The organism is Nodosilinea sp. FACHB-141, from assembly GCF_014696135.1.
GTDB lineage: Bacteria > Cyanobacteriota > Cyanobacteriia > Phormidesmidales > Phormidesmidaceae > Nodosilinea.
In genome coordinates this window covers 227,529-239,765 of the sequence record NZ_JACJPP010000022.1, presented here as the reverse complement: position 1 = coordinate 239,765, position 12,237 = coordinate 227,529, and the positions used below count along the sequence as shown (strand labels likewise).

The 12,237-nt window shown below is 55.8% G+C and carries 13 protein-coding genes; 9 read left to right on the top strand and 4 right to left on the bottom strand.

Annotated elements, in window-relative coordinates; translation table 11 throughout:
- Nucleotides 1–94 precede the first annotated feature (94 nt).
- The 6 genes from aroF (at nucleotide 95) to H6F59_RS23510 (ending at nucleotide 5,732) form a co-directional block, all read left to right on the top strand.
- Nucleotides 95–988, top strand: coding sequence for a 3-deoxy-7-phosphoheptulonate synthase (aroF, locus tag H6F59_RS23535; RefSeq protein ID WP_190706512.1), 894 nt, complete (start codon nucleotides 95–97; stop codon nucleotides 986–988).
- Between the two features lie 104 nt (nucleotides 989–1,092).
- Nucleotides 1,093–1,887 carry a DUF2993 domain-containing protein gene (locus tag H6F59_RS23530; RefSeq protein WP_190520090.1) on the top strand — a complete coding sequence of 265 codons (795 nt, stop codon included), beginning with the start codon at nucleotides 1,093–1,095 and terminating at the stop codon, nucleotides 1,885–1,887.
- A gap of 123 nt (nucleotides 1,888–2,010) precedes the next feature.
- Complete coding sequence (locus H6F59_RS23525; RefSeq protein ID WP_190706509.1) at nucleotides 2,011–2,670, top strand: MotA/TolQ/ExbB proton channel family protein; 660 nt, start codon at nucleotides 2,011–2,013, stop codon at nucleotides 2,668–2,670.
- 17 nt (nucleotides 2,671–2,687) lie between these two features.
- Nucleotides 2,688–3,938: an NAD(P)/FAD-dependent oxidoreductase gene (locus H6F59_RS23520; RefSeq protein WP_190706506.1), complete on the top strand. Its 1,251-nt coding sequence runs from the start codon at nucleotides 2,688–2,690 to the stop codon at nucleotides 3,936–3,938.
- Nucleotides 3,939–4,195: 257 nt separating this feature from the next.
- Nucleotides 4,196–4,909 carry a GDSL-type esterase/lipase family protein gene (locus H6F59_RS23515; protein ID WP_199325936.1) on the top strand — a complete coding sequence of 238 codons (714 nt, stop codon included), beginning with the start codon at nucleotides 4,196–4,198 and terminating at the stop codon, nucleotides 4,907–4,909.
- A gap of 286 nt (nucleotides 4,910–5,195) precedes the next feature.
- Nucleotides 5,196–5,732: a DUF4334 domain-containing protein gene (locus tag H6F59_RS23510; protein ID WP_190706502.1), complete on the top strand. Its 537-nt coding sequence runs from the start codon at nucleotides 5,196–5,198 to the stop codon at nucleotides 5,730–5,732.
- A gap of 144 nt (nucleotides 5,733–5,876) precedes the next feature.
- Here the strand turns inward: H6F59_RS23510 and H6F59_RS23505 are convergent, their stop codons facing one another.
- From H6F59_RS23505 to H6F59_RS23495, 3 genes are all read right to left on the bottom strand, one after another.
- Complete coding sequence (locus H6F59_RS23505) at nucleotides 5,877–6,461, bottom strand: antibiotic biosynthesis monooxygenase (RefSeq protein ID WP_190706498.1); 585 nt, start codon at nucleotides 6,459–6,461, stop codon at nucleotides 5,877–5,879.
- A gap of 176 nt (nucleotides 6,462–6,637) precedes the next feature.
- Complete coding sequence (locus H6F59_RS23500; protein ID WP_190706494.1) at nucleotides 6,638–8,194, bottom strand: hypothetical protein; 1,557 nt, start codon at nucleotides 8,192–8,194, stop codon at nucleotides 6,638–6,640.
- A 267-nt stretch (nucleotides 8,195–8,461) separates the two neighbouring features.
- Entirely contained in the window at nucleotides 8,462–8,830 is a 369-nt protein-coding gene (locus tag H6F59_RS23495) for a hypothetical protein (RefSeq protein WP_242021639.1), read from the bottom strand.
- A gap of 385 nt (nucleotides 8,831–9,215) precedes the next feature.
- Here H6F59_RS23495 and H6F59_RS23490 point away from each other — a divergent pair, with 385 nt between their 5' ends.
- Nucleotides 9,216–10,040 (top strand): photosystem II manganese-stabilizing polypeptide, encoded by an 825-nt coding sequence (locus H6F59_RS23490; protein WP_190519794.1) that lies wholly within the window; start codon nucleotides 9,216–9,218, stop codon nucleotides 10,038–10,040.
- An 88-nt stretch (nucleotides 10,041–10,128) separates the two neighbouring features.
- Here the strand turns inward: H6F59_RS23490 and H6F59_RS23485 are convergent, their stop codons facing one another.
- Nucleotides 10,129–10,731, bottom strand: a complete 603-nt coding sequence (locus tag H6F59_RS23485) for a histidine phosphatase family protein (protein WP_190706491.1) — start codon at nucleotides 10,729–10,731, stop codon at nucleotides 10,129–10,131.
- A gap of 232 nt (nucleotides 10,732–10,963) precedes the next feature.
- On the opposite strand from H6F59_RS23485, the gene H6F59_RS23480 reads away from it, so the two are divergent.
- Nucleotides 10,964–11,458, top strand: a complete 495-nt coding sequence (locus tag H6F59_RS23480; RefSeq protein WP_190706487.1) for a hypothetical protein — start codon at nucleotides 10,964–10,966, stop codon at nucleotides 11,456–11,458.
- Nucleotides 11,459–11,568: 110 nt separating this feature from the next.
- Nucleotides 11,569–12,180 (top strand): Uma2 family endonuclease, encoded by a 612-nt coding sequence (locus H6F59_RS23475; RefSeq protein WP_190706483.1) that lies wholly within the window; start codon nucleotides 11,569–11,571, stop codon nucleotides 12,178–12,180.
- The last annotated feature ends 57 nt before the right edge of the window (nucleotides 12,181–12,237 follow it).

The following is a 12,237-nucleotide window of genomic DNA, read 5'->3' as shown; positions in this document are numbered from 1 at the left end:
TCTCCTATGCCCTTTACCTGACCCGGAGCCACAAGCTTCGGGTTTTTTGTTTTCTGCTGCGATCGCCCCGTTCTTTATCCCACTTTTTTCCACTATGAAAGACGCTGTTTTGACCCGTAAATCTAGCCTTGAGCACCGCTCGGTAGTGGCTCTGACCGATACCATCGCCATCGGTGGCGACACCCTGCTGATTGTGGGCGGCCCTTGCGCCGTCGAAAGTGCCGAGCAGATAGAGCAGGTGGCTCGCCATTTGGCACCCACTCCCGTGCAGGCGTTGCGCGGCGGAGTCTTCAAGCCGCGCACGTCACCCTACGCCTTCCAGGGCATGGGGGAAGCCGGCCTGCGCATTCTGGACGACATCCGGCAGCGGTTTCAGATGCCGGTGATCTCCGAGGTAATGGCGATGGATCAAATTCCATCGATGGTGTCCCACGTAGACGTGTTGCAGGTGGGCAGCCGCAACATGCAAAACTTTGACTTGCTTAAGGCACTGGGCCGCATCGACAAGCCGGTGCTGCTCAAGCGCGGGCTAGCCGCCACGATTGAAGAATTTGTCATGGCGGCGGAATACATTCTCAGCCACGGCAACCCCAACGTGATTCTCTGCGAGCGGGGCATTCGCAGCTTTGATACCTACACCCGCAACGTGTTGGACCTGGGGGCGGTGGTAGCATTGAAACAACTCACCCACCTGCCAGTGATGGTGGACCCCAGCCACGCGGCCGGTAAGCGGGAGCTAGTGCCCGATCTGGCGCGGGCGGCGATCGCCGCTGGAGCCGACGGGCTGATCGTCGAGTGCCACCCGGTACCCGACGAATCGGTGTCAGATGCGCGCCAAGCCCTTACCCTAGAAGAGATGGCAACACTAGCCCGCAGCCTCGACCCCATAGCCCAAGCTCTGGGTCGTCGCCTAGCTAGATCAGTGGTTACTGGCGCTGATCTGAAGTCATCAGATCGGGCTTTGGAGAGCCCTTTGCTAGCCGCCTAAATCGGCTCATCAGCATTCACAATGGGTGCTATTAGCAAAGTCCTCTGTCAATGGGCTTCATATTTTGTTACAACATTAGGGGAATTAGGTTGGTAATAACCTCTATGTTTGGTGGCTTTACCGGGTTTCAGTCCAAAGGATCCAATGACTTTGGCGAAAGGATGATTAACTCTGTGGCTACCCAGTCGCTGCGTCACCTATTTAGCCGCAGCGATGCTGTAGAAGTGTCGGTGCGCTGCTCTCCCTCTAGCAAGCTTCTCCAGGGCACCATCGATAGCTTTCGGATGGAAGGGCGCGGCCTTGTAATTCGCAAAGAATTTGAGGCCGCTGAGATGATGTTTGAGACCGATACAGTGTCGATCGACGTCGGCTCAGCGATCGGCGGCAAGATCCGCTTGCGCCAGCCCACCCAGGCGGTGGCCCAGGTGACCTTAAACGAAGACGCCATCAATCGCTCCTTTGAGGCCGAGCTGGTGCGCCAGCACCTTGAAGGGGTGACTGATGAGGCGGTCACCTCGCTCTCGGGGGGCGATCCGGTCACCTTCCGGGATATCAACATCACGCTGCTGCCTGACCAAGGCGTCAAAATTACGGCTAAGACCGACTTGCCCAACCACAAGGATGTGCCCATTCAAATGTCGGCCCAGGTCACGGTCGAAAAGCGGCGGCGAATTATCTTTGCTAACGCAGAGTTTTTGCCCGAGGGCGTTCCCGAATCGCTGACCTCGATCTCAGAGACCCTGACTAAGGGCTTTGCAGAGGTGCTCAACCGCATGGTCGACCTAGAGCGTTTTAACCTCGACGGGGTGCTGCTCCGGGTCAACCGCTTGGAAACTCAAGGCAAACAGCTGGTGTTTAGCGGCTACGCTCAGATCGAGCATTTCCCAGGCACGATGTAGGGGCGGAGGGGTTCAGGGTTTTAGGTTTACGGTTCAAGGGGTGGCCTCGTACCCTGCACCTTGAACCGTAAACCTGCCAAGGCCAGTATCATAGTTGGGTTCTTGGGTTAGGGCATCGGCGCTATGGGTAACTGGTTTGCGGCGGGGGGCGTTGTGATGTGGCCGCTGCTGCTGTTTTCGCTGCTGACCCTGACCTTTGCCATAGAGCGAGGCTGGTTTTGGCTGCAAATTGGCCGTCAGCAACGGGGTTTGGTGCCCCAGGTGCTCAGCACCTTTAGCCAAAACCCTCAGCGGGCGATCGCTAAGCTCAAGCAGCACCAGCAGTTGCCCATTGCCCGCATCTTTCTGTCCGCCCTCACCCTGGGCGATGCCACTCCTGAAGAGTTTCGCTTGGCCCTAGAGAGTGCCGCCCAGGCCGAACTGCCGGTGCTGAAGCGATTCCAGACCCTGTTTGAAACCGTGGTGGGGGTGGCACCGCTGCTGGGGCTGCTTGGGACGGTACTAGGCCTGATGCAAACATTCTCGACCCTGCGCCTGGGCGATACCGGTGGTCCAGCGGCCAGCGGCGTAACCGCTGGGGTAAGCGAGGCCTTGATTTCGACGGCGGCGGGGCTGGTGGTAGCTCTGGTGGCGCTGCTACTAACGAACCTGTTTCAGGGGCTATACCGTCGCCAGCGGGCATTTATTCTAGAAGCGGGGGGCAAGCTGGAAATTCTCTACCGCCGCGCTCAGCGTCAGGGAGCAATCAGTTCCAGCGTCTACCTGCCGGGGAGCCTGCCGTGAGGGATGAGGAGCTTGGGATGTCGGGTTCAGTCCACCGCGTGGCCGTAATTGTGGTCGGGGCCGGGGCGGCGGGGCTGTTTGGGGCGATCGCCTGTGCTGAAGCCAACCCTAGCCAGTCCATTCACATTTTTGAGGCGGGGCGCGAACCCCTGGCCAAGGTGAGAATTTCTGGCGGCGGGCGCTGCAACGTCACCCACTCCTGCTTTGAGCCAGCGGTGCTGGTCAATCACTACCCGCGCGGCAGCAATGCCCTGCGTGGCCCCTTCAGCCGTTTCCAGCCCCAGGACACGGTGGCCTGGTTTGAGCAGCGGGGGGTGCGGCTCAAAACCGAGGCCGATGGCCGCATGTTTCCGACCACCGACGACTCAGGCACCATCGTCGACTGCTTGCTGGGAGAAGCCCGGCGGCTGGGCATCAAAATTCACACCAGCCAGGCGATCGCCCAAATTCACCACGACGACGATGGCTTTTGGCTGACGACCCGGGCTGGGGCCGAGTGGCACTGCGATCGCCTGCTGCTGGCTACGGGCAGCAGCCCCGGCGGCTATCGCCTGGCCCTCAAACTCGGGCACGACCTGGTGCCGCCCGTGCCCTCACTATTTACGTTCAACGTCCCTGACCCGGCCCTGCACGACCTGGCCGGGGTTTCGGTCGAGACTGTTCACCTCAGCCTGGCGTTGGAAAATTCCCCGGTACTCACCCAGAGCGGGCCACTGCTGATTACCCACTGGGGCCTGAGTGGCCCAGCCGTGCTCAAGCTCTCGGCCTACGGGGCGGTGGGGCTACACGGTCAGCGCTACCGAGCGCTGCTGACGGTGAACTGGCTCCCGGCCCTCAAGCAAGACCAAGTGCGGCAAAAGCTAACGAGCCTCAAGCAGGAGCAGGGCAAACGACAGGTGGCGGCGTTTTCGCCGTTTCCAGAACTATCGCGGCGGCTGTGGCAGTACTTGGTTCAGCACCGGGCCAAGTTGACCACCCAACTAAACTGGGCCGACCTGTCGAAGGGGCAGCTGCAAGCCCTGGTGACGGAGCTAACCCGAGGGCAGTATACGGTTGCAGGCAAAGGCGTTTTCAAAGACGAATTTGTCACCTGTGGCGGCATTCCCCTGCCTGAGGTCAACTTCAAGACCCTAGAGAGCCGCCGCTGCCCAGGGCTATACCTGGCGGGAGAAATTCTCAACGTCGACGGCATCACAGGCGGCTTCAACTTCCAAAACGCCTGGACCACCGGCTGGCTAGCTGGGCAAGCGATGGCAAGAATGGGCTAACCATTGAAGACAGCACTATTTTTTTCCGCTCAACGGTTGGCAACGATGTCACCATTGGCAATAAGGCGATCGTAGTCGATGTAATCTTGGCCGACAGCACTATAGTTCCGCCAGGTAGTATTGTCACCAATCAAGAGCAAGCCAACGCTTTAGAGAAGAGGTAGCAGCTGGAGAGATAACTGTTTGGTGCGATCGCGGCTGCCCCCACAAACCCTCAAAGAGCATTATGGTGTACTCAGACAACCTAAACTTTCTTGATGAGCAAGACGTTTAAAGCCAAGTTAATGAGTCTAAGCTTTAGCGGGTTGCTACTTCTGACCGCGTGCAATAACCCTCAATTACCCGCTATCGACCAATCTGGTACCAATACTCTCAGCGAAACCAGCGAAACTTTGAGCGAAGATGCCAACAACCTGCGCCGGGGCAGCGGAACGCAAATCATCGCGCTAGGCGATAGCATCACAGCGGGGTTTGGCATTGGTCCTCAGGCCGCTTACCCAAACTTGCTCAGCCAAACCTTAGACTTACCCATTGTCAACCAAGGCAGAAGTGGCGACACCACGGAAGCCGCGCTAAATCGTTTACAGCAAGATGTCATAGAAGCTGATCCTTGGTTAGTCATTGTCGGGCTAGGCGGCAACGACTACCTCAGGCAAGTTCCACCTGCCCAAACCGAGGCAAACCTGCGGCAAATTGTGACCCGCCTGCAACAAGCAGGAGCCATTGTAGTGATATTAGGTATGGATATCAGCTCTTTTAATAGCGGCTACGAAGGGTTGTATCAACGAGTAGCAAATGATACTCAAGCCCACCTTATTCCTGGAATTTTAGAAGGTCTAAACGATCCGCGTTATCTATACGATCAAATTCATCCTAACCAAGCCGGGCAGAGGATTTTAGCAGATCGCATTGCTGAAGGATTGCAGCCACTTTTACAGGACGCGACACTGCCTCCCAATTTATCTAATTAGCGACAGAATTAGAATAACGGGTGGCGACTAGCACTACAGGCTTACTAAATCTTTAACGCCGTCGCGGTTCGGAGTTGGTGTCATCCTGCTCTAGGTTTCAGCAAGTTCTTTCATTAGTAAGACGTTAAAATTAAAGACATCATCCTATTTGATAAGCATCGTTGGCAGTCATACGGACTTAGATCGCGCTTGATTATGCACCTTAATTGCGATGGCATAGCGTACACACTTACGTTTAGCTGAAATAGTCGTTGCTCTAGCCGCTGTACTCTTAGCGATCGCCACCATGAAAACATTTTCCGAAGCTACTGCCATTGGTAAAGCAACCACTGCTGAGGCCCTAGATATTTTTGACAGTCTTGAGCCCGTTGCTGTCAGTGACATGATTGGCTCATGGCGAGGGTCAAGCTTTCCTACTGATCATCCTCTCGATGGTGCTCTCGAAGCCTATCACTGGCACGGCAAACGGTTTGAGACCACAGAGCACGTTCACCCGCTTGTCTTTAAGACTGCAGATGGCGACACAGCCAGCGTCAATCCAACTTGGATGTTGCCACTAGTTGGCTGGATTGATCGATTGCCAATTCCAAAGTCAGAGGCTGTAGGCAATATTTTTCAGGCTAGCCTTTTTTTGTTTTCTACCAATCAATCCTGTGCGCGGCTTCGCCCAGTCACCTATCGGGGTAAGGAGACCGCAACGATGATTTACGACAGCCTCCCAATCAACGATATCTTTCGCAAGGTGGATGATCGCACGGTGCTAGGCCTAATGGATTTGAAGGGTATGGAATGCCCGTTCTTTTTCGTGTTGCAGCGGGATTGAACTTAGACAATAAACATTTTGATTTCATCAGACATGTGAGTATTTCCTGATCTCAAAAATAAGAGGTTATAAAACCTAGCTTGTTAAAGTGAGCATTCTTTTTCATTTCTTGCTCTTCTATCTTCGTTCTTTTTCTACACCCCTCTACCTTCGTCCTGTGGGATACAGCCAAAACTCTAAGCTTTTACTGAGCCACGGCATTACGGGATAAGTCAGCAAAGCTGAGACAAAAATCACCGAAATGAGCAGGCCCAGCAGTGGCGGCAGCCCCCCCAGCAGCGGTCCCAGCAGTCGATTAGCTAGCAAAATTAGCGGGTAAACCGCTAAGACACCTAGCACCACCTGTTTGTAGTAAGGCGGCGAGGGCAGTGGCGCTGTCATGCCAAGGCGCGCTTTGGGCAGCGTAAACCATAGCTCTAGGCCGCTGGGAAGCTGCTGCTGCGATCGCGCCGCAATCAGTCCATAGGATTGATCCATCCAGGCGCGGTAGGTAGGCGATATTAGCCAGCGGCGCAGGCGATCGTAGCTCTCGAACTTGATAATCACCACATACTCGGGGTGGGTGTGGTCGCGGGGGCGAATAATCTCAACCCCTAAAAAGCCTTCAAACTGCCTAGCATCGTGGTTAATGCCTTTTGTCCAAGCTTCGTAGGCATCGACCTTGCTAGGTTCAACCACCTCTGAGATCACCAGAGTAACCGGGCCAGACTGCGGTTGTGGCTCTTCCATGGGGCGAGATGAATAAGTCGAAGAAACCTCAAGAATACAGAAAGCTCAAGGTTTCCGCCATGCACCACCCAACCTGTTAAAGACTAAAACTATTGGTCTGCTAAGCCTGAGGTGACCGGTTGGTGAGGGTTCAAGGCCGGTCGTAAACCTTAAACCCTGAACCCTAGACGCTTAGCTCACTGGAGCGAACAGAACTTTCTGACGCGATCGAACTCAGGGTCTTGCCAGGAGTAGGCAAAGTGGCTCACTGAGGTAATTTCAGGATTTGATCGCCGCAGCGCTTCCATCTGCGTTTCTAAAGCCGGTCGGTTGTAGGTAGCCTGCCCCCAAATGCCGGCCAATGCTGGAGTCACAGTGGGGGAGGTGCCGCTAGGAATCATCGTCTGCACCCGACGTATCCCATCCAAAATACAGCCCGTGTTGCCGCACACTGCGTAGGCCATTGGGTGCCAGGTCATCCAGGTGGGAAAGCGCTCCCAATATTGCAGGCGCGAGTCATAGCCACCGGTACCCACCGTTTGGTTGCCCTCCGGAAAAAACACCGCTCCGGATTGAATGCCGCTGCGCTGCACCTGCTCCCCGGCGACCTTCACAAAATCCACAACCCCCTGCACGGCGTGGGCCACACTCAACTGCCAGAGTTCAGCATTCAGTTGGGGGCGCAAGCTGGCTGGAGTAGGCGGCGCCTGACCCGCTTGCAGCGGCGGGGATGGGGTACGGCTCTGCCACAGCGGTTCGGCCTCGTTGGGGTAGAGGTCGCGCACCTCTTGAATATCGCGATCGACCAGGTGACCCCGGCTGATGTAGCGGCGAATCAGCTCTTGCCCCTGCTGGTTCACCGCCCGGCGAAACAGCGCATCTCGCGAGGCCTGACCATAGATCCAGAGGTCGTCAACGCTGTCGGCCACGGAGTTGGAGCCAACACCACGGGGGTATCGCACATAGTCGAATAACACACCGTCAGGCTGTCGCCGCAGTATCGCCCCCAGTAACCGGCTGTAGTCATCCTGGGCCTGAGTATTGTAGGGGTCAACAAAGACCTCGTCAGGGTTGCTAGAATCCCCGGCTTTGGCGTAGGTATAGGTGGTTTGGCCGCGACCATTGAGGGCTAGCACCTGCTCGCGATCGCTGCGCAACCCGTAGGAATAGCCAAAATTAAGGGCAAACACCCAAGCATCAACTCGCAGCCCTCGCTGGCGGCCCGACTCAATCGATTCAGCCAGTAGGTCGCGGCGCTCGTAGCCAGGGGATTGCACCACCGAGGGCCACACGGTGGGGTTGTCGCCCTGGGGCAGCAGCACTTGGCCACCATAGAAGGCTTCTACGTAGACCTCGTTGTAGCCGAGATTTACGATGCGATCGAACAGAGCATCGAGAATGCCGGGCTGTAGGTCGCAGGGGTAAAGGCGCACCCACACCGCCTGACGCTGGGGCCAGGTGCGGCTGCGGCACTGGCGTAGATCCTCAGTGTGCTGACGCACCATGGCCTCGTACTGCTGCTGGGCCGCACTATCACCCTCCAGGGCAGCTTTGCGCAAATTTTCTTTGGCTAGAGCAGCTTCTTGGGTGACTTGGCAATAGGCGTTGAGTGCCAGCGCTCGCTCCATACCGCTACCCGGCAGCAATCCCAAACTGGCTAGTCCAGCGGCTAGGGCCAAGCTCGGCATCAGCAGTGGTTTAGCCACCCGCTGCAGCGAACTACGGAGCCGAGCTGTAAAAGAATGACTAACCATAGGTGCGACGAAAAAGGAGTTGTGCCGAAAGCTAAGGTAGCGTTTAAACCACAAAGTGACCCTAGGGAGTAGTCAGTTTAGGCCAGTGCCCTCTGGGCACCCCAACGCCAGCCACAATATCGAAATTGGCTCAGCTTACCACTAGTTGTGGTAGTCAGCCCAGGTGAAGACACTAGATTAGCTGACTTAGCAAAAGAGTCCTTGTCGGATTGCACTTTCTCTCTCTGCCCACAAAACCTGTAGCCCCAATGCCCAGGCAGCCGCCGCTCACTTTTCTTCCCCTGGAAACCGATCCTCTTCTAGGGGAAGCACTATCGAGGGGGAGAAGGTATCAAAGTCAAAATCAGGCAGGTTAGTCAACAGCGCCTGAAGCTTCATCCGTTGAATGTAGGGCCAGCCGCCGTTAATTTCGATATCTCTTAGCAGCGCGTAAAGATGCTGGCGGTTGTCGGGCAGCGCCTCGTAAAAAAGAGTTTCGCAGATGTCGCGGTGACACCGCTCTAGGAGCCGCAGCAGGGCTAGCAAATCGGTACTGTTGCCCTTGCGACCCAGGGCAGCCTGATCAATGAGGTCAGACAGCTGGCTCAAATCTTTGGATAGACTGTCGCTGCGATCGCCGGGCGGGTAGTCAGTCATGGGTCTAGCTAGAGATTTTGTTAGATAGCTTAACGTTAGCGGTTGGGTCGTCAAAACCAGCATCAGCACGGGTAAAGCTCTGATTTAGCCTTAACTCTGAAACCCTTAGCCCAACTGGGTTTACCCCAAGATACCAGCACCCCGACAGTACCGACCCGATCTTCTAGGAAAGAGTCCCAGAGCCATGTAGAATGCTTACTTGAGGCTTTACTGGCTGAGGGCAGGCCCAGCGTTGTTGCCGGGCTAGCGAGCAAAATTTAAGTTGTTCGCCATGGTTTCGCGCCAGGGCTTTCTGGCCAGCGCCATAGCAGCCCAGAGCTGACGGCTGTCGCATTATTTGAGTAGTTTGACAGCGCCTTTTACATACTAAATTTTGAGGTAGACCATGAGGTATCGCGCCCTCTTAGTTGCGTTCTTGGCCATCTGCCTGAGTGTACTGACAGCCTGTAGCGAAGCGCCCAGTGCCACCAGTAGTGTGCCGCTAACCTATGACCAAATTCGTAACACTGGCCTGGCCAACAAGTGCCCCCAGCTTTCAGAAATGACCCGAGGCAGCATTGCCCTCGACAGTGGCAAAACCTATGAACTTGTAGGCATGTGCATTGAGCCCACCGCTTACTTTGTGAAGGAAGAAGCCTCCAAGCGCCAAGAGGCGACCTATGTGCCCGGTAAGGTGCTAACCCGCTACACCTCGAGCCTAGACCAGGTACGCGGCGATCTGACTGTAGATTCTGACGGTAGTCTGCTGTTCTCTGAGACCGGCGGCATGGATTTCCAGGCCATTACCGTTCAGCTTCCCGGTGGTCAGCAAGAGCCTTTCCTGTTTACCGTCAAGGGTTTGACTGCTAAGTCCCAACCGGGGCAAAGCGCTCTAAACAGCTCCATCGACTTTGAGGGTGACTATTCAGTGCCCTCCTACCGCACCTCTAACTTCCTCGACCCCAAGGGCCGCGGTCTGGCCACTGGCTATGACAGCGCTGTAGCGCTACCTGGCAGCGGCGACAGCGAAGAGTATGAGAAGGAAAATGTAAAATCCTTTGACGTCGGTCAGGGTCATATCTCCCTGCGGGTGTCTAAGATCGACAGCGCCACTGGCGAGATTGGCGGCACCTTTGAAGCAGAGCAGCCCTCTGATACCGACATGGGCACTGCTGAGCCAGTAGACATCAAGGTTCAGGGCGTTTTCTACGCCCGTCTTGAGGAAGTCTAAGCTTGTCTTAAGCTAAACCCCAACAATTTCAAAGCTGAGGAAGGAGTTATGCTCCTTCCTTTTTTATTGCCCTCTTTTTCACCTGTAGCTACTTCCCTACGTCCAACAACCCTACCTGCACTAAATTTCCTCCCTCATCGAGAGTCACCACAACGGCCTGCCCAGAGCCGGGTACCACCCCAGTCAGCGCTGTGATGTTGACCTGATGAGTAACCATCACAATGACGCCCCGGTCGGGCTGGCGGCGCAGATAGTCGCGAATTTGGGCAGTTTGCGCGGCGGTAGGGCTACGATCGCTAAAGAATGAGTTCAACGGCTCAAACGGTTCCACTGGCCCTAGATCTATCAGCGTAGCGGTGTCGAGCGATCGGCACCACTGGCTAGACAAGACCTGCACCACAGCAATGTCTCGCTGTCGAAACGCTGCCCCAATGCGCCGCGCCTGGTCTTGCCCCTCAGTAGATAAATTGCGCTGGGTCGTACAGTCACCCAGACGGAAGTTAGCCGGGTCACCTGTGCCTGGAGCTAGGGCATGGCGCAGTAGCACTACATAGAGTTGCTTATCAGCTTGCTGGAGGTGCTGCCAGACAGTGGCGGGCTCGGAAGGCGTTGTTAGGTCTGTAGCGAGATTTTGAGGTGCCGTTAGGGCAGGTACTTTCAGGGTCGGTTTTATTGGTTCAACGCCCTTCATCGGGCCTAAAGAGCATCCTTCTATAACAAGTGCAAGCAGCCCGACGCTGAAGCCAAATAGCTTGATATGCGGCGGTTGCAGCGGTTGATGCGTTGAGCGTCTGATCATAGCAAGCAAGACTGATCTAGATCACACCTTCACCTTACTAACGTCACCCCCGCTAAGGGGAGCTATCACCACGGGCATCGGTAATTAGAGGGATATTACTGATGTCGCGTGAAATCCCCCCGTAATGGCTTCTTCCCCCACTTTTTCTGCCCAAACCGAACTCCTCACCGGGGGCGATCGCGTCCAGACCAGCCTGCGTCGTTTAGCCACCGCTGCCGCCGCTGTGGTCGGGCTTTCGGCCATGGCTGGTGGCGCATCGGGGAGCACCCCTGCCATCCCCAACGGCACCTATCTCTACGGTGAGTCGCCAGTGGCTGATACGGTAGGGGCCATCTACTTTGTATTTGAAGCTCAGGAAGGCCGCCTGAATGGGGCTATCTATCAGCCCTCGTCGTCCTTTGACTGTGTGCGCGGCACAGTGGGCAACGCTGCCCTCGACTTGGTGATCACCAATGCCTATGACCAGAGCGAATCGAGCTATTCGGTAGCAATGGTAGCCGATACCGCCGTCGCCAGCAGCAGCGGCGGGGCGGGAGTCACTGAGCTAGAGGGCCTGCATGCGATCGCCACCCTCTCGGAGCTAGACCAGCAACTGCTGGCCACCTGTGCCAACCGCTAGGCTAAGAGCTAGCTTGTAGAATCAGTTTAGGGCTGGCAAGTGGGCACAAACCCTACCAGTCCTCTGCGCTCAAGAGCATCATTCACTGATGCCGACATGGGGTTAAACCCATGGTTCAGGCGTCATCTCAGCCGTACATGAGCTTGCAGGAGTTTTTGGCCTGGTTGCCAGAAACCGGACGCTACGAGCTGCACGATGGAGTGGTAGTTGAAGTGCAGCCGACGGGGGCACATGAGCAAGTAGTAGGTTTATTGAACCGCAAGTTTAATGTTCTCCTAGAGCAGGAAAACCTCAACTATTTCATCCCCAATACAGTACTGGTGCAGCCTTGGGCTATGAGAGTGGCTATAAGCCAGACGTGCCTATTGGTGGATACCGCCGCGCTGGCCCAAGAGCCTCTGTGGAGGCGGGAATCGGTGATTACCCTAGCCAGTTCGATCAAGCTCTTAGTGGAAGTTGTCTCAACCAACTGGCCCGATAATTACGCCCGTAAGTTTGAAGACTACGAAGCCATGGGCATCTGTGAATACTGGATTGTGGACTACCTGGGCCTGGGCGGCCGCCGCTACATTGGCAATCCTAAGCAACCGACCATCACTATTTGCCGCTGGGCTAATGGCGTCTACGAAACTCAGCTTTTTCGCCAGCAAGACAATATTGTCTCGCCAGGGTTTCCGAATTTGCGGCTAATGGCCAACGAGATCTTCGAAGCCGGCCAGTAGATTATTCAAGCTTGTCTCCAAAACACAAAGGGCGGAGAGGTTATCCTCTCCGCCCTT

What these genes read in the sequence shown, in the direction of transcription:
- H6F59_RS23485 (WP_190706491.1), bottom strand. Translation starts at nt 10,731, where the DNA reads ATGAAGGGCGTTGAACCAATAAAACCGACCCTGAAAGTACCTGCCCTA.
- H6F59_RS23475 (WP_190706483.1), top strand. Translation starts at nt 11,569, where the DNA reads ATGGTTCAGGCGTCATCTCAGCCGTACATGAGCTTGCAGGAGTTTTTG.
- H6F59_RS23520 (WP_190706506.1), top strand. Translation starts at nt 2,688, where the DNA reads ATGTCGGGTTCAGTCCACCGCGTGGCCGTAATTGTGGTCGGGGCCGGG.
- H6F59_RS23480 (WP_190706487.1), top strand. Translation starts at nt 10,964, where the DNA reads ATGGCTTCTTCCCCCACTTTTTCTGCCCAAACCGAACTCCTCACCGGG.
- H6F59_RS23490 (WP_190519794.1), top strand. Translation starts at nt 9,216, where the DNA reads ATGAGGTATCGCGCCCTCTTAGTTGCGTTCTTGGCCATCTGCCTGAGT.
- H6F59_RS23515 (WP_199325936.1), top strand. Translation starts at nt 4,196, where the DNA reads ATGAGCAAGACGTTTAAAGCCAAGTTAATGAGTCTAAGCTTTAGCGGG.
- aroF (WP_190706512.1), top strand. Translation starts at nt 95, where the DNA reads ATGAAAGACGCTGTTTTGACCCGTAAATCTAGCCTTGAGCACCGCTCG.
- H6F59_RS23505 (WP_190706498.1), bottom strand. Translation starts at nt 6,461, where the DNA reads ATGGAAGAGCCACAACCGCAGTCTGGCCCGGTTACTCTGGTGATCTCA.
- H6F59_RS23510 (WP_190706502.1), top strand. Translation starts at nt 5,196, where the DNA reads ATGAAAACATTTTCCGAAGCTACTGCCATTGGTAAAGCAACCACTGCT.
- H6F59_RS23495 (WP_242021639.1), bottom strand. Translation starts at nt 8,830, where the DNA reads ATGACTGACTACCCGCCCGGCGATCGCAGCGACAGTCTATCCAAAGAT.
- H6F59_RS23525 (WP_190706509.1), top strand. Translation starts at nt 2,011, where the DNA reads ATGGGTAACTGGTTTGCGGCGGGGGGCGTTGTGATGTGGCCGCTGCTG.
- H6F59_RS23500 (WP_190706494.1), bottom strand. Translation starts at nt 8,194, where the DNA reads ATGGTTAGTCATTCTTTTACAGCTCGGCTCCGTAGTTCGCTGCAGCGG.
- H6F59_RS23530 (WP_190520090.1), top strand. Translation starts at nt 1,093, where the DNA reads ATGTTTGGTGGCTTTACCGGGTTTCAGTCCAAAGGATCCAATGACTTT.